At 62.2% G+C, this 18,818-nt stretch carries 15 protein-coding genes; 13 read left to right on the top strand and 2 right to left on the bottom strand.

Annotated elements, in window-relative coordinates; all coding sequences use genetic code 11:
• Nucleotides 1-28: 28 nt before the first annotated feature.
• The gene (locus ACIQWP_RS08660) at nucleotides 29-1,714 is read right to left on the bottom strand and encodes a GumC family protein (RefSeq protein WP_402784826.1); all 1,686 of its coding nucleotides are present in this window, start codon (nucleotides 1,712-1,714) and stop codon (nucleotides 29-31) included.
• A gap of 196 nt (nucleotides 1,715-1,910) precedes the next feature.
• Between ACIQWP_RS08660 and ACIQWP_RS08655 the strand changes: the two genes are divergently transcribed.
• The 12 genes from ACIQWP_RS08655 to ACIQWP_RS08600 all read left to right on the top strand — a co-directional run bounded on the left by ACIQWP_RS08655 (nucleotide 1,911) and on the right by ACIQWP_RS08600 (nucleotide 17,036).
• Nucleotides 1,911-2,990 carry a glycoside hydrolase family 5 protein gene (locus ACIQWP_RS08655; protein ID WP_402784823.1) on the top strand — a complete coding sequence of 360 codons (1,080 nt, stop codon included), beginning with the start codon at nucleotides 1,911-1,913 and terminating at the stop codon, nucleotides 2,988-2,990.
• 88 nt (nucleotides 2,991-3,078) lie between these two features.
• The gene (locus tag ACIQWP_RS08650) at nucleotides 3,079-4,314 is read left to right on the top strand and encodes a hypothetical protein (RefSeq protein ID WP_402784820.1); all 1,236 of its coding nucleotides are present in this window, start codon (nucleotides 3,079-3,081) and stop codon (nucleotides 4,312-4,314) included.
• A gap of 154 nt (nucleotides 4,315-4,468) precedes the next feature.
• Nucleotides 4,469-5,353 (top strand): formyltetrahydrofolate deformylase, encoded by an 885-nt coding sequence (gene purU / locus ACIQWP_RS08645; protein WP_402784817.1) that lies wholly within the window; start codon nucleotides 4,469-4,471, stop codon nucleotides 5,351-5,353.
• A 92-nt stretch (nucleotides 5,354-5,445) separates the two neighbouring features.
• Complete coding sequence (locus ACIQWP_RS08640) at nucleotides 5,446-5,997, top strand: hypothetical protein (protein ID WP_402784814.1); 552 nt, start codon at nucleotides 5,446-5,448, stop codon at nucleotides 5,995-5,997.
• A gap of 134 nt (nucleotides 5,998-6,131) precedes the next feature.
• Complete coding sequence (locus tag ACIQWP_RS08635) at nucleotides 6,132-9,059, top strand: aminotransferase (protein ID WP_402784811.1); 2,928 nt, start codon at nucleotides 6,132-6,134, stop codon at nucleotides 9,057-9,059.
• A gap of 507 nt (nucleotides 9,060-9,566) precedes the next feature.
• Nucleotides 9,567-9,761: a hypothetical protein gene (locus ACIQWP_RS08630; RefSeq protein WP_402784808.1), complete on the top strand. Its 195-nt coding sequence runs from the start codon at nucleotides 9,567-9,569 to the stop codon at nucleotides 9,759-9,761.
• Nucleotides 9,762-10,096: 335 nt separating this feature from the next.
• Entirely contained in the window at nucleotides 10,097-11,095 is a 999-nt protein-coding gene (locus ACIQWP_RS08625; protein ID WP_402784805.1) for a P1 family peptidase, read from the top strand.
• Between the two features lie 15 nt (nucleotides 11,096-11,110).
• A complete protein-coding gene (locus ACIQWP_RS08620) occupies nucleotides 11,111-12,028 on the top strand; it encodes a LysR substrate-binding domain-containing protein (RefSeq protein WP_402784802.1) in 918 nt (305 codons plus the stop codon).
• A 159-nt stretch (nucleotides 12,029-12,187) separates the two neighbouring features.
• The gene (locus ACIQWP_RS08615) at nucleotides 12,188-13,717 is read left to right on the top strand and encodes an ABC transporter substrate-binding protein (RefSeq protein ID WP_402784799.1); all 1,530 of its coding nucleotides are present in this window, start codon (nucleotides 12,188-12,190) and stop codon (nucleotides 13,715-13,717) included.
• 87 nt (nucleotides 13,718-13,804) lie between these two features.
• The gene (locus ACIQWP_RS08610; protein WP_402784796.1) at nucleotides 13,805-14,758 is read left to right on the top strand and encodes an ABC transporter permease; all 954 of its coding nucleotides are present in this window, start codon (nucleotides 13,805-13,807) and stop codon (nucleotides 14,756-14,758) included.
• Nucleotides 14,755-15,621: an ABC transporter permease gene (locus tag ACIQWP_RS08605; RefSeq protein WP_402784793.1), complete on the top strand. Its 867-nt coding sequence runs from the start codon at nucleotides 14,755-14,757 to the stop codon at nucleotides 15,619-15,621. Before ACIQWP_RS08610 ends, ACIQWP_RS08605 begins: the two co-directional genes overlap by 4 nt.
• Nucleotides 15,622-15,644: 23 nt before the next feature.
• Nucleotides 15,645-17,036, top strand: coding sequence for an amidase (locus ACIQWP_RS08600; protein ID WP_402784790.1), 1,392 nt, complete (start codon nucleotides 15,645-15,647; stop codon nucleotides 17,034-17,036).
• 10 nt (nucleotides 17,037-17,046) lie between these two features.
• On the opposite strand, the gene ACIQWP_RS08595 is transcribed toward ACIQWP_RS08600, so the two are convergent.
• The gene (locus ACIQWP_RS08595; RefSeq protein ID WP_402784787.1) at nucleotides 17,047-17,526 is read right to left on the bottom strand and encodes an Lrp/AsnC family transcriptional regulator; all 480 of its coding nucleotides are present in this window, start codon (nucleotides 17,524-17,526) and stop codon (nucleotides 17,047-17,049) included.
• Between the two features lie 124 nt (nucleotides 17,527-17,650).
• Between ACIQWP_RS08595 and ACIQWP_RS08590 the strand changes: the two genes are divergently transcribed.
• Nucleotides 17,651-18,616: a DMT family transporter gene (locus ACIQWP_RS08590; protein WP_402784784.1), complete on the top strand. Its 966-nt coding sequence runs from the start codon at nucleotides 17,651-17,653 to the stop codon at nucleotides 18,614-18,616.
• The last annotated feature ends 202 nt before the right edge of the window (nucleotides 18,617-18,818 follow it).

Here is an 18,818-nt window from a genome sequence, read left to right as displayed (position 1 = left end):
CCGCCGTCGCGAAAAGGTGAAACCGTGATCACCTGGCGAAGTAGCCACGGATAACGGGGTGCCGAAACAGGCCGAGGAGAATGGCAAACGCCATGCCGAGACCGGCGCCGAACATCGCGCCGGCGATAAGACCGGCCACCATCATCACCTTGCGGCTCGGCCCATCGGGCTTCAGCGGCGGTTCCGCCTCGGAGATCACCCGAATATTGCTCTGCGACAGATCTTGCGCATCGCTTGCCTGGCCGGACCGCTTCAGCAGCGATTCATAGAGATCGCGCGACGCGGTCGCCTTGCGCTGCAGCTCGTTCAGGCCGACGAGCTTGCCTGACGTGTTGACCTGCGAGGCCTTCTGCACGGCAAGTTCCTTGGCGATATCCTGCTCGGCCTTCTGCGCCTGTTCGTAATCGGCGCGGGCAGACGTCATCTGCCGCTGCAGCTCCGCGCGGATTTCTGCGGCAAGGCTTTCCAGCGAGGATTTGGCCGCGAGCAGACGCGGATGGCGGGCGCCGAGCTGGCTCTGCAGGCTGCCGACATTGGCGGCGAGCGTCGCATATTGTTGACGCAGGCTGCTTAGCGCCGTCGATGCCGTGCTGGCGCTGGGACTGTTGGGATTGTTTGCGACCACATCCTCGAAGCTCAGCTTGCCGGCCGCGTCGGCTCGAGCCCTGGCCTCGATTGTTCGCTGCTGGGCGGTCACCAGCATGTCGTTCAGCGCCGTCAGACGCTTGTCGGAGATCAGATTGCCCTCGACAGCCACCATGTCGTTGTCGGCGCGGTAGGTCTCGACCGCCTTTTCGGCTGACAGCACCTGCTGGCGCAAATCCTCCAGGCGAGTATCCAGCGCCGTATTGCTGTTCCTGTAGCTGTTCGCCGCCGCCTTGCTCTCCTCCGCCATGAAGGAGGTCACGAGCTGATTGGCGATCCCAGCCGATTTCTGCGGATCGCCCGTCGTCACTTTCGCAGTCACGACATAGGTGCTGGACTCTCGGGCGATCTGCACGGCTTTCGCCAGGGCAGCGGCCGCCACATATTTTGCCGCCTCGCCGGTGGCGCCGCCATTGAATTTCGGGTCCTGATCGAGTTTCAGCGCATCGACGACGCGGCCAAGCACCTTGCCCGAAGACAGGATCTGCGTCTGGCTGTCGATCATCGTCGTGATCAACTCCGGCGCCGTCGGAGCTTGTTGGGTGGAATCGGAGCCTCCGACCGGGCGGGGATCAAAATAGAGGCTGGTTTCCGCGGAGAATTTCTGCGGGATCATCGGAATGACGGCAGCGCCCAATACGGCGCCGGCTGCCGCCAGGGCGAGCACGACGAGCTTCCTTGCCAAGATCGAACGAATGGCAGAGCGAAGATCGAGGAGCGGCGCATTCGCTGACGGAGCAGATGCCGGCTGCGCGACGACATTCGCCTCGGCCGCTACCGCTTGCTTTGCGGCTGGAACAGCCGCGATTGTCACTGGCTCAGCTGCCGCTTGCGGGAGGGCTGCCTCCTCAGGCTCGAATCTGTCCGCTACCCTCCGATGGGCAGAAGGGTCAGGATCGGGCATTTCAGGCAGCTCGGAAGATGTGACGGGCTCAGCCGCAGCGACGAAGTCGCGCAGGCGCAAGACTGGACTGCGTGGGCGCACGCTGTCGTGCCGCGTGTCAGACGGCTCGGCACCGTGCCAACTCGCAAGTTGGTCCGATCTCTTGCTTCGTTCCATTGAGCTCATGTCAGACTTTCAATGCTTCGCAGGCGGATTCCACGCAGCAGATGCCCTGAGTTTAGAAATGTTTGGCTAACGGAACATTAAGGACGCTCCAAGGAAATCGCGATACCGGCGACGACGGCACCCACCTTTTCACCATTGCTCAACACCATGATCCCTATGAGAAGGACACATCCGCACGGAAGATGGGGAGCATGAAATGAATGGGCAAAGGACCTTGGTGTTGCGCCGCCTGTTGGCGGCAGCTGCCATGCTTGTTTTTGCGGGACAGGCGGGAAGCGGTCTGGCCGCGCCCCAGCTGTGTTACCGCGGCGTCAATCTCTCCGGCGCGGAATATGGCGAGCGCGATGGCGCGGCCAATGTAAACTACACCTACCCTTCGGAAGATACGGTACGATACTTTGCCGGAAAGGGCATGAACGTCATCCGCCTGCCTTTCCGCTGGGAGCGGTTACAGCCCGCGCTCGGCCAGCCTTTGAACGGCGGCGAACTGCAGCGGCTGAAGGACGCGGTCGATCTCATCCAGAAACACGGGATGTCAGTCGTGCTCGATCCGCATAACTACGCCTATTACGACAAGACCCAGATCGGGCAGGCTCCCGTAACGGATCTCGCCTTCGGCGACTTCTGGGCGCGGCTCGCAGTCGAATTCTCCAACCATAAGGGCGTGGCCTTCGGTCTGATGAACGAGCCGCACGACATCAAGGCCCCCGATTGGCTGGAAGCGGCGAACACAGCCATCCGCAGCATCCGCACGGTCGGCGCACGCAATCTCATCCTCGTACCCGGCACGAATTGGACAGGCGCTCACAGCTGGTCGGCCGACGTGCTGGGCGGCGGTGCAAACGGAACGGTCATGCTCGGCATCAAGGACCCGCTCGATTTCTACGCCTTCGAATTCCACCAGTATCTCGATTCCGACAGCTCGGGCACACATCCGGTCTGCGATGGCACCGACAATGCCAAGAGGGGCATGAACGACGTCACCGACTGGCTGCGGAAGAATGGAAAGCGCGGATTCCTCGGTGAGTTCGGCGTCGCTGCCAATGACGGTTGCCTCGATGGTCTCAAACAGGTTCTCGGCATCATGAATGCCAACAGCGACGTCTGGCTCGGCTGGAGCTACTGGGCTGCGGGTGACTGGTGGCCACCGGAGGAGCCGCTCAACGTCCAGCCGCACAACGGCCGCGACAAGCCGCAGATGAAGGTTCTGATAGAGGGACTGAGCAAGAAAACGCCGCTCCCGCCCTTCTGCGCGCTCGTCAAATCGGCGAAATGACCGACGGCAAGCAACCGGCTCTTTGTCGCGAATCATCGGGCTGGTATGCTGCCGCAGCCAGTGAAGACGCCACGACCCCGGATATCTGATGCAACGTTCAGGCGAAAAGCAGCCGATCAATTACGTCATCCTCACGATCTCGCTGCTGGCGGTCTGCTACAACTGCATCCTGGCTTTCATCAATCACAATATCACGCCGCTGACGCCGAGCTCGGTCGTGCTGTCCGAAGTGCTGCTGCAGGTTGCCGCTTTCACCTATCTGCTGACGAAAGGCATCTATGAGGAGGACATCGCGCCGCTCCTTTACCTGCTGCTGACCATCGCGCTGACGATCTTCGTCATGGCCATCAACAAGCAGGCCTATATCGACCATCTGCGCAACGTGATGATCATCTTCGCCTTTTCGATCATGGGACGGCTAGCCAACGAGCGCACCGTCAAGCTCGCCTTCAAGATTTCATGCCTCATCGTACTTGCCGTGCTCATCTGCGAAATCGTGTCGGTGAAGCAGTATGTCGCGCTGTTTCATCCGGCCGAATATTTCCAGAACACGCGCGGCGTGCCACCGGCCACCTACAGCGATATCGGCCTGTTTCGCGGGGCACTCGGCTTCGAGGGCCGGTTTTCCTTCGGCCTGATAGACCACCGGTCATCATCCATCTTCCTCGAACAGGTCTCGCTCGCCAATTTCTGCGGCGTGATGGTGCTGTATCTCATCAGCTTTTCGAACCGGTTGCGCTGGTTCGACCGGCTGCTGATTTTCTCGACCGTGGTGCTGATCCTGCTGACGAACGACACGCGCACGATGCTGATCTTCAGCCTCATCTGCGTTGCCGGCTATTTCATCTATCCCTGGCTGCCGAAGGCGATGGACCTTCTGACGATGCCGGTCATCATCGTCGTCGGTTTCGTCATTCACGGCCTGAAGCCGACGGTGACGGGCGATAATTTCGTCGGCCGCATCAATGGCACGGTGAAGGCTTTCCTCGGCATGGATCTGCAGAGCACCATCGGCCTGCAACTCGATCAGGTCGGCATCTTCTTCGATAGCGGATATGTCTACATCATCTACGGCGCCACCATCTTCGGCCTGATTTTGTTCTGGCTCTACGCCTCGCTCTATCCGGGCGGCGAGACTGTCAATCAGCGACGTCTCGGCCATGCGCTTTCTCTCTTCCTGTTCCTCAATCTGATGATCGGCTCGACGGCCATCTTCTCCATGAAGACGGCCGGCCTGGTCTGGCTTCTCGTCGGCTTCCTGAAATTCAACGAGGGCACCCAGGCAAAGCAACCCCGGAAGCTCGCCCTGGCCACCTCAGGCTGAGGCGGGGATGCGCCGTCCGAAGGCGCAATGGGAACGGCTTTTTCCTCGCCATCCTGCCTAAATTAGCGTCGAAAGCTGATGGGGCGGAAGGTATTTCCCACCCTTGCGATTTCCTTTAAGTGGGCGGGCATCCTCGGTATAAGAGAGAAGAACCATGAAGAACTATGTACTGACCGTTGCGTGCCAGTCGACGCGCGGGATTGTTGCGGCGATATCGAACTATCTGGCCGGACAGGGCTGTAACATCGTCGATTCCAGCCAGTTCGACGATCTCGACACCGGCATGTTCTTCATGCGCGTCTCCTTCATCTCGGAAGAAGGCGTCGGCGAAGCGGCATTGGTCGACGGCTTCAAGCCGATCGCGGAAAAGTTCGCCATGGTGTCGGAGATCCATGATGCCAAGAAGCGCATGAAGGTGCTGCTGATGGTGTCGCGCTTCGGCCATTGCCTGAACGACCTGCTCTACCGCTGGAAGATCGGCGCGCTGCCGATCGACATTGTCGGCGTCGTCTCCAACCATTTCGACTACCAGAAAGTCGTCGTCAATCACGACATTCCCTTCCACCATATTCCGGTGACCAAGGCCAACAAGCCCGAGGCGGAAGCCCGGATCATGGATGTGGTCGAGCAGACCGGCACCGAGCTGATCGTGCTGGCGCGCTACATGCAGATCCTGTCGGACTCCATGTGCCAGAAGATGTCCGGCCGGATCATCAACATCCACCATTCCTTCCTGCCGTCGTTCAAGGGGGCCAACCCCTACAAGCAGGCCTATGAGCGCGGGGTGAAGCTGATCGGGGCGACGGCGCATTACGTCACCGCCGATCTCGACGAGGGTCCGATCATCGAGCAGGACACGGCGCGCATCACGCATGCGCAGTCGGCCGAGGATTACGTGTCGATCGGCCGCGATGTCGAGAGCCAGGTGCTGGCCCGCGCCATCCATGCCCATATCCATTTCCGCACCTTCCTCAACGGCAACCGCACCGTCGTCTTCCCGGCAAGCCCAGGTTCATACGCCTCCGAGCGGATGGGCTGAGACGCGCCACTGTCGCCGTCTCCCTTTTCTTTTCGTTCCGAAGCCCGATTTGATATTGCTGATATCGAATCGGTCAGGGATTAGGAAAAGACATGCCATTCTATCGCGACGGAACGCTGCTGCTTGCGGCGTTCTTGCTATCTGCATCGGCGTCCCATGCCGAAACCGCCGAGCAGGACCCCTCCAAGATCGGTCTCGCCAAGCTGATCGAATGCACGACCTATGACGTGCCGAGCTATAATAATTTCGCCCTATGGCTGACAGGGCCGGAAAGCACCAAGGCCATGCAACAGTTCGGCATGACCGAGCTGCCTTCGGACAATCCCTTCCTGCGCGAATTCCAGCTTTCGGCGCCCGTGACCGTCTTCGGACGGCAGACGAGCAGGATTGTCTTTGCCTCCACTGGACCCCTCGCCGTGCTCGACGAGGCAGATCCGCATCCGCTTGCCAAGCAACTCGGCGTGACGGCGACCGTCGATCAACCGAACAAGTTCCTCGGCGAAAAGGCAATCGTGTCGCGCAAGGAACAGCAGGAAAATTCCGATACCGTGCTGGAGACGCGCATCCTGCTCGACGTCTCCACCGTTGACACCCATCCCGGCAAGACGCTCGCCGGTTGCAGCTATTCCATCGAGGTCGAATAAGAGATAACGCCTAGCCGGCTGCATTGCGCGGCCTATCTTCCGTCTCCTCGCTCGACCACCCTATCTGTTTTGGGTAATTTTCTTTAAGATGGAATGGTTTAGTGTCGATGCAAATGAATCGTCCGGGGGATGCCATGGCCGACGCCACGCTCGTGAACCGTATGCAACTGCCGAGACCGGACGTGACGCCGGAGGACGCAGCCGAGATCCTGCAGACGCATTACGGTCTGAGCGGGACACTGACCGAGCTCGGCAGCCAGCAGGACCGCAACTATCGCATCGATGCCGGCGACAATGCCTATGTGCTGAAGATATGCCGGGCTGAATACGAGCTGGTCGAGCTGGAAGCGCAGAACGCCGCCATCCGCCATCTGCATGCCAAGCCGGATGCGCCGCGCGTGCCCGACATCGTGCCGTCCCTGAATGGCCGTGATGTTCTCGCCATCACCGTCCGCGAACAGGACTATCTCGTCCGGCTGCTCGGTTTTCTCCCCGGCCAGACGCTCACTCAACGCAAGCATCTGCCGCCAGTTGCAGCTGCAGGGCTCGGGGCGCTTTCGGCCCGGCTCGCGCGCGACCTCGCCGATTTCGAGCATCCCGGCCTGCACAGGAACCTGCAATGGGATCTGCGCCGGGCCGGACCGGTCGCCGTGCAGCTCCTCTCGGCGATAACAGACCACGAGGCGCGCGACCGCATCGCCAAGGCGATGGTTGCCGCCGTCAAGCGCATTCAGCCGCTTGCGAGCGAGCTGCGCGTGCAGCCGGTGCATCACGACGTTACCGACGACAATGTCGTCAGCCACCCCGATGCGCATGGCCAGCAAGTGCCGGATGGCGTCATCGATTTCGGCGACATCATCCAGGGCTGGCTGGTGGGCGATCTTGCCGTCACCTGCGCCTCGCTGCTGCATCACGCCGGCGGCAATCCGTTCCATATCCTTCCCGCCGTCAAGGCCTATCACGCGATCTATCCGCTGGAGGAGGCCGAGGCCAAGGCGCTGTGGCCGCTCATCGTCGCGCGCGCCGTCATCCTGGCCGCCAGCACCGAACAGCAGCTCGCCATCGATCCCGACAACGACTATGTACGCGGCAACCTCGATTTCGAGCGCGAAATCTTCGATGTGGCGACCGGCGCGCAGCCGGACGTGATGGAAGCGGCGATCCTCAAGGCGATCGGCTTTGACATCACGCCGATCGCAACCGACCACTGGTCGCCACTGCTGCCCGATATCGATGCCTCGCAGATCGCCGCGCTCGATCTTTCCGTCAACGGATCGGATTTCGCCGACGGCAACTGGCAGAAGCCGGATATGGATTGGCGGCTGCTTGCCCAGACGGCGATAGCCTCCGGCGCCGCGGCGACCCGCTACGGCGAATTCCGCCTGTCCCTCGCAGCCCCGCTCACCATGGCGCCGCCGCAGAATTTCGCCCTGCATTGCGATGTCTGCCTGCCGGCCGGCGCCGCCGTCGCCGCCCCCTTCGCCGGCCTGCTGCAACGCCAGGGCCAGCATTTCGTGCTCGCCGGCGAGGAGATCAGCCTGCATCTCGACGGCATCGAGAGTGCTCTCGAGGACGGAGCGACCATCGAGCAAGGCGCGACGATGGGGACGATCGGCAGCGAGGGTTCGGCGATCGGCGGATTGCGCGTGCAGCTTTGCCGCGTGCCGGGCCTCGTGCCGCCGCTCTTTGCGACAGCGGATCAGGCGGATGGCTGGTCGGCCGTCTCCCCCTCGCCCGTCGCCCTCCTGAATCCGTCATGCGAAGCGCCACGGCCGGATGCGTCAGCACTGCTGTCCCTGCGCAATGCCCGCTTCGCCAAGCCGCAGAAGCACTATTACGCGTTCCCGCCGCAGATCGAACGCGGCTGGCGCGAGTTCCTGTTCGACATGCAGGGGCGCTGCTACCTCGACATGGTCAACAACGTCACGACGCTCGGCCATGCCCATCCGCGACTGACGGCTGCTATCGCCCAGCAATGGTCGCGGCTCAACACCAACTCGCGGTTCCACTATGCCGCCGTCGCCGAATTCTCCGAACGGCTGGCGACGCTGGCGCCTGATGGACTCGACAGCGTCTTCCTCGTCAATAGCGGCTCGGAGGCCAACGATCTCGCCATCCGCCTTGCCTGGGCGCATAGCGGCAAAAGGAACGTGGTCTGCCTGCTGGAGGCCTATCACGGCTGGACGGTCGCAAGCGACGCGGTCTCCACCTCGATTGCCGACAATCCGCGGGCGCTGACGACACGGCCGCACTGGGTGCATCCCGTCCTGTCTCCCAATACCTATCGCGGCCCGTTCCGGGGTCCGGATTCAGGGCTCGACTATCTCAATGACGTCACGGCCAAATTGCAGGCGATCGACGAAAAGGGAGATGGGCTTGCAGGCTTCATCGCCGAACCGGTCTATGGCAATGCCGGCGGCATCGCGCTGCCGCATGGCTACCTTGCCGGCGTTTACGATGCGGTGCGCCAGCGCGGCGGTCTTTGCATCGCCGACGAAGTACAGGTCGGCTATGGTCGGCTCGGCGAACACTTCTGGGGCTTCGAAACGCAAGGCGTTACGCCCGATATCATCACCATCGCCAAGGGCATGGGCAACGGCCACCCGCTCGGCGCCGTCATCACCCGCCGCGAGATTGCCGAATCGCTGGAAAGGGAAGGCTATTTCTTCTCTTCCGCCGGCGGCAGCCCGGTCAGCTGCGTCGTCGGACTGACCGTTCTCGATATTCTCAGGGACGAGAACCTGCAGGAAAACGCCCATGTGGTCGGCGACCGGCTGAAGGCGGGACTGATCACCCTGATGGATCGCTTCCCGCTGATCGGCGCCGTTCACGGCACGGGGCTCTATCTCGGCATGGAATTCGTCCGCGACCGCGAAACCCTGACGCCGGCCACGGAAGAGACGGCCGCGATCTGCGATCGCCTGCTCGATCTCGGGGTCATCATGCAGCCGACCGGCGATCACCTGAATGTGTTGAAGATCAAGCCGCCGCTATGCCTTGCACCCGAAAGCGCCGATTTCTTCGTGAAAGCCCTGGAAAAGGTGCTTGAGGACGGATTTTGACGGTCTCGTCGCGCCGTTAACCATTGAGGTGTTTTAGCGGCGCGTGAATTTTAATGCCGCCGGGGCATTGTCGAATCTCCTGGCAATTCCTATTTGCTTGTCGGTGATCGGCAAGCCGTTCCGACATGGGCGATAGCGCGGAAGTTCATTACAACCTTCCCCGTATTTAGCCAGATACGGAATTTTATTTTACTGATCGTCGACATTTTGACATCTTTAGGAATATGTTTCTGGAGATGAAATTGTTATTGTCTACTAATATAATAGACAATAGCGCACTCGCTCACCGGCTCCTTTTCGGAGCCCAACAAGTACAACACCAACTAGGGACGTGACATGCTGAATTTTAAAATCATCGCTTCGATCCTTGGGCGGTCCGTGCTTGGCCATGACCGCTCGGGCGCGCTCTCCAGCCCGCGCTGTCGAATGTGACGTTCGTCCCCTAATCGGATTCAAACAGTCAATTCGCCATGTCTGCACCGATAGCGGTGCGGAGGGAGTCTATTTATGAAGAAGCAAGTAATCGAGTATGGCGGCGTTCCCGTCGGTATCGTCGTTCCTGACCAGGATCGGCTCAAGTTCATCGCTGTCAAATACCATGTCCATGATCTGGACGAGCAGCATTTCAGAAATGCGGACGAAGTGAGACTCGCAATCCGCGATCTTCTCTCCCGCCAACAGGCCAAGCCGATCCACGTCTGATGGATCGGCTGGCCGTTCCCCTTGCATTGACACAACACCCGCCCTCGCCCTTCGACAAGCTCAGGGGTGAGGGCCAATCTTTTCGCTACCATCGCCAAGCCGATCCTGCTTCCCTTGCTGAAGCCGGACGTTATCGCACATATCGACCGCAAGTCGCTCCGTCCTCATGGTGAGGTGAACGGCCGACGCAGCGACAGCGTAGGCGGACGGGCCTCGAACCACGAGGGTCGGCCCCCACAGGGCCAACTATCCCCAACACCCCGCTTGTCTTTTCCCCCTCTTTACGGTCCTATCGCCGTGACAGTTTCGCGCTGCCAAAGGCGAAGGATTTTTCATTGGCTGACCTTCTCAATCTGCTGACCGATGTCGATGGCGTCGCCGTCGGTCACTCCACCGATCTCGCGCTCGGCTCCGGTGTTACCGCCATCATCTTCGACGAACCGGCGGTCGCATCCTGCACCGTGCTCGGCGGCGCGCCGGGCGGCCGCGATACGGCGCTGCTCGATCCGGCGATGACGGTCAGCGTGGTGGACGGCCTCGTTCTCTCGGGTGGCTCGGCCTTCGGGCTCGATGCCGCCGGCGGCGTGCAAGCGGGCCTCCGGGATATCGGCCGCGGCCTCAAGGTCGGCGATGCGCTGGTGCCGATCGTACCGCAGGCGATCCTGTTCGATCTCATCAATGGCGGCAACAAGGACTGGGGGCTGCACTCGCCCTATCGCGACCTCGGCTATGCGGCCTTCAAGGCAGCAAACAAGGGGCCGTTCGCGCTCGGCACGGTCGGCGCGGGCACGGGCGCCACGACAGCGACGGTCAAGGGTGGGCTCGGCTCGGCCAGTGCCGTCAGTAGCAGGGGGTACAGGATCGCCGCCATCGTCGCCGTCAACGCGCTCGGCTCGGCTACTATAGGCAATGGCCCGCACTTCTGGGCGGCTCCGTTCGAGGAAGATGGCGAATTCGGTGGCTTCGGCATGCCGCAGGTGATCGATTCGCGCCTGCGCCTGAAGGGCGCCAACATCACCGCCACGACCATTGGCGCCGTCGTCACCGACGCGCAGTTGACCAAGGCGGAAGCGCATCGCCTGTCCATCTCAGCTCATGACGGCTTTGCCCGGGCGCTTTTGCCGACACATCTGCCGCTGGACGGCGATACCGTCTTTGCCGCTTCCACCGCCAGGCACGCCCGCGACGACATGCCTGGGTTCATGGAGCTTTGCCATCTCGCCACCATCGTCATGGCGCGCGCAATCGCCCGCGGCGTCTACGAGGCGACGGCGCTGCCGATCGAGGGCACGCAGCCCGCATGGCGGGATCGTTTCGCCAAGCCAGTCGCCTAGCCGGAGATTTCGCGCATGCAGCTCCGGGCGCTGATCTATTTCGATGAGTTGGTGCGCACCAACTCGATGCGCCAGGCGGCCGAAAATCTGAACGTGGCGCCGACGGCGATCAGCCGCCAGATCGAGAATCTCGAATATCACTTCGGCACGCCGCTGGTCGAACGCAGCGCCCGCGGCATCAAATTGACGGCTGCCGGCGAACTGCTGGCGGCGCGCGCCGGCCGGACGCTGCGCGAACTCGAGCACGTTCATCAGCTGATCGAGGATCTGAAGGGCCTGCAGCGCGGCACCGTCAGCATCTATGCCAATGGCGCGTCCGTCGCTACTATCCTTGCTCCGGCGCTGGCCGAGTTCAGTTTGCGGTATCCGCGCCTGCGCTTCGAAGTGACCATCACCAGCGCCCGCGGTGCCATCGAAGCCGTCAACAATGCCGAGGCCGATATTGCGGTGACGCTGTTTGCCCCAGCGCTTTCCGGTACCAAGGTGCGTCTGCGCTCCGAGCTGGTCTATGACGTGATCGCCGCCACCGCCCATCCGCTTGCCGCCGCCAGCCAGATCACGCTTGCGGAGATCGCGGCACACGCGCTTGCCGTGCCCGATCGCTCGTTCGGCGCAAGGCAAGCCTTCGACGCACTATTCGAACGTGAGGGGCTGACACTCGATCCAGTGTTCGAGACGGGATCGCTGGAAATGCTGAAGGAACTGGTGCTGCGCGGCGCGGCCATTACCATGCTGCCGGCGCTGACCGTTCAGAGGGAGATCGAGGCGGGCCAGGTCGTCGCGCGACCGGTTGCCGGCGGCAAGGGCGTGCGGACGCCGGTCGACCTGTGCGTCGCACCCGATCGCCAGCTTTCCTTTGCGGCCGGCAAGCTGCTTGACTTCATCGAGCGCTTCATGCGCCAGCAACTTTCCGCCAAGGGGAGGCAGGATTGATCGAAACGCTGTAGACGACGAGGGTCAGTGTAGCGGTTTCGGCTACACCGAGCACACATTTTCGGAATTGTGTGTGCGCCTGCGAGATGACACTATCCTGAAAAAGACCGCATGCCGGAGGGAAGCCGGACTTGCGGGCAAAAAAGCAAGGGAACCGAGATGACCAAGTTTTCACGCCCGAGCCTTCGCCATATCGCGCGTCGGCTTGCCTGCGGCGCCGCACTTTCTGTCAGCCTGCTGATGACGGGCATGACACAGGCCGAGGCCGCGAAGACGACGCTCAATCTCGGCATGAGCGTCGAGCCGACCGGGCTTGATCCGACGATCGCCGCTCCCGTCGCGATCGGCCAGGTCACCTGGCAGAATATCTTCGAGGGACTGGTTGCGATCGACGAAAGCGGCAAGATCGTGCCGCAGCTCGCCAAGAGCTGGGAGATTTCTCCCGACGGGCTGACCTATACGTTCAAGCTTCAGAGCGCCGTGAAGTTCCATGACGGCGAGGCCTTCGATTCGGCCGCCGCCAAGTTCGCGCTCGACCGCGCCCGTGGCAAGGATTCCGTCAATCCGCAGAAGCGCTTCTTCGCGACCATCGCCTCGGTCGATACGCCCGATCCGGAAACGCTGGTGCTGCATCTTTCCTCGCCGACCGGCAGCCTGCTCTACTGGCTCGGCTGGCCCTCTTCGGTCATGGTCGGGCCGAAATCGTCTGCCAACGACAAGACGACGCCCATCGGCACCGGCCCGTTCAAATTCTCCGCCTGGACTAAGGGCGACCATGTCGACCTCGTGAAAAACCCCGACTATTGGAACAAGTCCGTCGACGTGAAGCTCGAGAAAGTGACCTTCCGCTTCATTTCCGACCCGCAGGCGGAAGCAGCGGCGCTGAAGGCCGGCGATGTCGACGCCTTTCCGGAGTTTGCCGCGCCCGAGCTGATGAGTTCCTTCGACGGCGATGCCAGACTGATGACCAAGGTCGGCAATACCGAGCTCAAGGTCGTGGCCGGCATGAACAACACGCGCAAGCCCTTCGACGACAAGCGCGTTCGCCAGGCGTTGATGATGGCGCTCGACCGCAAGACGATCATCGAGGGCGCCTGGTCCGGCTTCGGCACGGCGATCGGCAGCCACTACACGCCGAACGATCCCGGCTACAAGGACCTGACCGGCGCGCTGCCCTATGATGCCGCCAAGGCTAAGGCACTGCTTGCCGAAGCCGGCTATCCAAACGGTTTCACCTTCACCATCAAGACGCCGCAGATGGCCTATGCGCCGCGCAGCGCCCAGGTGATGCAGGCGATGTTTGCCGATATCGGCGTGACGATGAACATCGAGCCGACGGAGTTTCCGGCGAAATGGGTGCAGGACGTTTTCAGCGGCCGCAACTACGACATGACCATCGTCGCACATGCCGAGCCGCTGGATATCGATATCTATTCGCGCGACCCTTATTACTTCAACTACAAGAACCCTGTCTTCAACGAGCTGATGAAGAAGATCCAGCTCACCGCCGATCCGGCCGAGCAGAACAAGCTCTACGGCGAGGCGCAGGCCATTCTTGCAGAGGACGTGCCGGCGCTCTTCCTCTTCGTCATGCCGAAGCTCGGCGTCTGGGACAAGAAGCTGAAGGGGCTTTGGGAAAACGAGCCGATCCCCTCGAACGTCCTGACCAACGTCTCCTGGGAAGACTGAGCACTTTTGCCCGCAGGCGCGGATGGGCGGATCGTTTCGCCCCTCGCTAGAGATTTCGATGCCGGCCTGATCGGCCACGGATACGCTATGATCGTATTACTCACCCGCCGGATTTTCGGTCTGATCCTGACGCTGATCGCGGTTTCGCTGCTGGTCTTCGCCGTCATGGCGCTGCTGCCGGGCGACCCTGCCGCGATCACGCTCGGCACCTCCGCGACACCCGAAACGCTGACCGCGCTCCGGCATGACATGGGTCTCGACCAACCGTTGATCGTCCGCTATGGCCAGTGGCTTGCCGGCGCGCTGACGGGCGATCTCGGCAGATCCTATACGTATGGCGTGCCGGTTGCAGGCCTCATCGCGGAACGGCTCGCAGTCACCCTGCCGCTTGCGATGCTTGCCATCCTGCTGTCCGTTATCATTGCCGTTCCGCTTGGGGTCGCCGCGGCGGCCAGGCGCGGTGGCGTTTTCGATATCCTCGCCGCTCTGTTTTCGCAGATGGGCATTGCCGTGCCGGGCTTCTGGGTCGGCCTCCTGCTGGTGTTGCTGTTTGCGACCTCGCTCGGCTGGATGCCGGCCGGCGGCTTTCCCGGCTGGAGCAACGGTGTGTGGCCATCGTTGAAAGCACTCGTGCTGCCCGCCGTGGCCCTTGCGCTGCCGCAAGCCGCAGTCTTGACCAGGGTAACGCGCTCCGCTGTGCTCGACACGCTACATGAGGATTTCGCCCGCACCGCAGTTGCCAAGGGCCTGTCGCGCAGCCGCGTGCTCTGGGGGCACGTGGTGCCGAATGCGCTGGTGCCGGTGCTGACCATCCTCGGGCTGCAATTCACCTTTCTGGTCGCCGGCGCCGTGCTGATCGAGAATGTCTTCACCCTGCCCGGCCTCGGCCGCCTCGCCTATCAGGCACTCAGCCAGCGCGACATCATCGTGCTTCAGGATGTCGTGCTGTTCTTTGCCGGCCTCGTCATCGTCGTGAACTTCCTCGTGGATCTCTCCTATCTCGCCGTCGATCCCCGGCTGCGGGCGGGAGGCGCGCGATGACCGCAGCCGAAGCAACAGCTGCCGCCCAGCCTTCCCGCCGCCGCTTTCGGGCGTTGCGACGAGCCAATCTGGTTGTCGGCGCCGTCATCATCCTCGCGCTTGTCGGCATCGCCATCCTCTCGCTGTTCTGGACGCCGGTGCCGCCGGCGAAGATGCAGATCGCCCAAAAGCTGCAGCCACCCTTCGGCTTCGGCCTTCTCGGCACGGATCAGCTCGGCCACGACGTCCTGTCGATGCTGATGGCCGGCTGCTGGAATTCTCTGTCGATCTCCGTTTCGGCCGTCGCGATCGGTGGGACACTGGGCACGATCATCGGCGTCACCGCCGCCGCCCAGCGCGGCCTGTTCGAGGCACTGGTCATGCGCGCCTGCGATGTGATCTTCGCACTGCCGCCGATCCTCTCCGCGATGATCCTGGGAGCTTTTCTCGGGACCGGACGCATGACGGCCATCATCGCCATTGCCGTCTTCATGGTGCCGGTCTTTGCCCGTGTGGCACTCGGTTCGGCGCTGCAGGCCTGGAGCCGGGACTATGTGCTGGCGGCGCGCGCCATCGGCAACACGCAGTTGTCCATCACGCTCCGCCATATCATGCCGAACATCATGGGTAGTATCATCGTCCAGGCGACGATCCAGCTCGGCCTTGCGATCCTGACCGAGGCAGGGCTTGCCTTCCTCGGCTTGAGCGTGCCGCCACCGGCGCCGACCTGGGGCCGCATGCTGGCCGACGCACAGACCTATTTCCACGTCGCGCCGTGGCTCGCCCTCCTGCCGGGCCTTGCCATCGCGCTCTCCGTGCTCGGCTTCAACCTGCTCGGCGACGGGCTGCGCGATCTCCTCGACCCCCGCGAGGCGACGCGCTGATTGAGACATGAAGAGTATAGGCCATGACCGAACCAACCGACCTTTCCATCCGAGACCTCAGGCGCAAATTTGCCGAGAAGAGCCTGTCCCCCAGCGAATACTGGCTGGCAGTCGAACAGCATATCGAGGCATGGGAGCCGACAATTGCTGCCCTTTATGCCTATGATCCCGAGGAGGCACGCAGGCAGGCGGCGGCCTCCACTGAACGCTGGGCAAGGGGCGAGCCGCTTGGGACCCTGGACGGCATCCCGGTGACCCTGAAGGAATTGATCGCCACCAAGGGCCAGCCGGTGCCGCTCGGCACGGCGGCCGTCGAGCTTGTCCCTGCCGCCGAGGACGCGCCGATTGCCGCCCGGATGCGCGAAGACGGTGCGGTGATCTTCGCCAAGACCACCTGCCCCGACTACGGCATGCTATCGTCAGGTCTTTCAAGCTTTCACAAGCTCAGCCGCAATCCGTGGGACCCCAGCCAAAATCCGGGCGGCTCCAGTGCCGGTGCGTCGGCGGCCGCCGCAGCCGGCTACGGACCGCTGCATATCGGCACCGATATCGGCGGCTCGGTGCGACTGCCGGCAGGCTGGACGGGCGTCTTCGGCTTCAAGCCGAGCCATGGCCGCATTCCGGTCGATCCCTATTATGTCGGGCGCTGCGCCGGACCGATGACCCGCATAGTCGAGGACGCCGCCTTCTCGATGGCGACGCTCTCGCGGCCCGACTGGCGCGACGGCACCAGCCTGCCCCCGAACGAGATCGACTGGATGGACCTCGATATAGACGTCCACGGTCTGAACATCGGGCTGATGCTAGATGCCGGCTGCGGCCTGCCCGTCGATGACGAGGTGGGCGATGCGGTCATTGCCGCCGCCAAACGCTTCGAAGAAGCGGGCGCGACCATCATCGACGTCGCGCCGGTGCTGACGCGACAGATGCTTGACGGGCTCGATGTCTTCTGGCGCGCGCGCTTCTGGGGCGACATCGTGGGATTGAGCGAGGAACGCCGCAACTCGATCCTGCCTTATATCCATAGCTGGGCGAAGGGTGGCGCCGATGTCAGCGGCGTCGATGCCGTTCGCGGCTTCAACCAGACGATCGAGATGCGCAAGAGCTGCGGCAGACTTTTCACTGAAGTCGACGCCGTGCTTTCACCGACCAATCCGATCGTTTCCTATCCCGCCGAATGGGCTTCCCCCACCAACGATCCCGCCCGGCCCTTCGAACATGTCGGCTTCACCGTTCCGTGGAACATGTCGGAGCAACCGGCCTCGTCGATCAATTGCGGCTTCTCCCGCTCCGGCATGCCGATCGGCCTGCAGATCGTCGGCCCGCGCTTCGGCGACATGCTGGTGCTGCGCCTTTCCAAGGCCTACGAGGACTGGAGCGGCGGCGTGACAAACTGGCCGAAACGGCCGGGATGAACACGCCCCGCTAATCCCGCGCCAATGGCAGGGAAAGACCGATCTTCACCCGGTCCATGGTGACGAGCGACTTGAACTTCGTGACATTCGGATTGTCATAGAAGAGACGCCGTGCGACCTCTTCATAAGCCGACATGCTGGCGACGACGATAATAAGCACGAAATCCGCCTCGCCGGTGACCCCATAGCATTGCTGCACTTCCGGCGCTTCGAGGAAGCTGCGCTTGATCGCGTTGATAAGGTCATAGCGCTCGTTTGCTATATGGACTTCGACGACAATGGTGATTGGCAGGCCCACCGCTGCCGGGTCGACGACGGCGATGTTCGCCTGAATGACGCCGCTCGCCTGCATACGCTTGATGCGCCGCTGCACGGCCGGCGCTGACAAATTGACCCGTTCGCCGATCTCGCGCTGCGGAACCGTATTGTCCTTCTGAAGGATATCGAGAATCGCCAGGTCGAACTCACCGAGATCGGCAATATTGCGCATTTCAAAACATCCTTACCGCAAAGAAGAAACAAAATTGCATGAAACTTGTCGCAATAGAGCCAAATCCTCTTTCCCTACGTACTAGCTTTGCGCCACAAATCACCCGACTTGCAAAGGCACGAGAATGTCACAGCCGCAAACCGATTACGATATGGGCGCCGCAGATCTTGGCGGGAGGACGGATGCCCGTCGCCCTGTCGACGGCCAGAAAGACACCGACGGCTCGAAAGGATTTCTTTTCGGGGTAGTGGCGATGATCCTCGCGGCGCTTGCGATGAGCATCTCGCCGAGCCTCGTGCGGCTGGCCGATGTCGGACCTTTCGCCAGCGCATTCTGGCGCGTCCTTCTGGCCTTGCCTATCCTCTGGATATGGATGCGCTATGCCGAAGCGGCGAAAGCCGACGCACCCCGCGCCAGCTTTACGATACCGACGATCCTGGCCGGGCTCGCCTTTGCCGGAGACCTGTTCTTCTGGCATCTCTCCATCATGCAGACGACCATCGCCAACGCCACCTTCTTCGCGACGATGGCGCCGCTCTGGGTCGTCATCTTCGGCTGGCTTCTCCTGCGGCAGCGGGTCGATCGCACCACGCTTCTCGGACTTCTGGTCTGCCTTGCCGGCGGCGCGGCGCTGGTGGTGCAGAGCCTGGCGTTCAATCCGAGCCGTGCAGTCGGCGATGCGCTCGCGATCATCACCGGCGCCTTCTTCGGCCTCTATTTTCTGGCGGTCGGTGCAGCACGTCCCAGAACGAATGCCGCGCGCGTCACCTTTGAGCTCAGCATCATAACCGCGGCGATCCTGTTCCTCATCGCCTTCTTCTTCGAACCGCGGATATTGCCGCAATCGATCTCGGGATGGGGCGCGCTTCTGGCGCTCGGCCTCATCAGCCATGCCGGCGGACAAGGGCTGCTCTCGGTGGCGCTTGGAAAGCTGCCGACGGTCTTTTCCTCGCTCGTCATTTTCCTGGAAGCCATCACGGCTGCACTCTTCGCCTGGGTACTGTTCGGCGAAGACGTGACGCTGATGCAAGCCCTCGGCGGCATCGTCATCGTTGTCGGCATCTGGATCGCGCGGCCTCGCACGCCCTGAGACTGTGGACAATACGAACGCCGGCAAGCGCTGCGGCGACAAGGTCGCGGCGCCCTTCTGCGAGATATCGGCATCAAGATCGTGCAATGCCTTTTCAATGACGCGCAGATCGTCCTGAAGGCCGTCATCGGCGCTCATCGAGCTTTCGCTGCCGGCACGCTGGATAGCGCGAGCCTCGCTGCGCAGCTCGCGCAGCCTGTCG

It is taken from the genome of Rhizobium sp. NPDC090279 (genome assembly GCF_044769665.1).
Lineage (GTDB): Bacteria > Pseudomonadota > Alphaproteobacteria > Rhizobiales > Rhizobiaceae > Rhizobium.
Note: the sequence above shows the minus strand (reverse complement) of the source record. Positions and strands in the feature narration are given on the sequence as shown.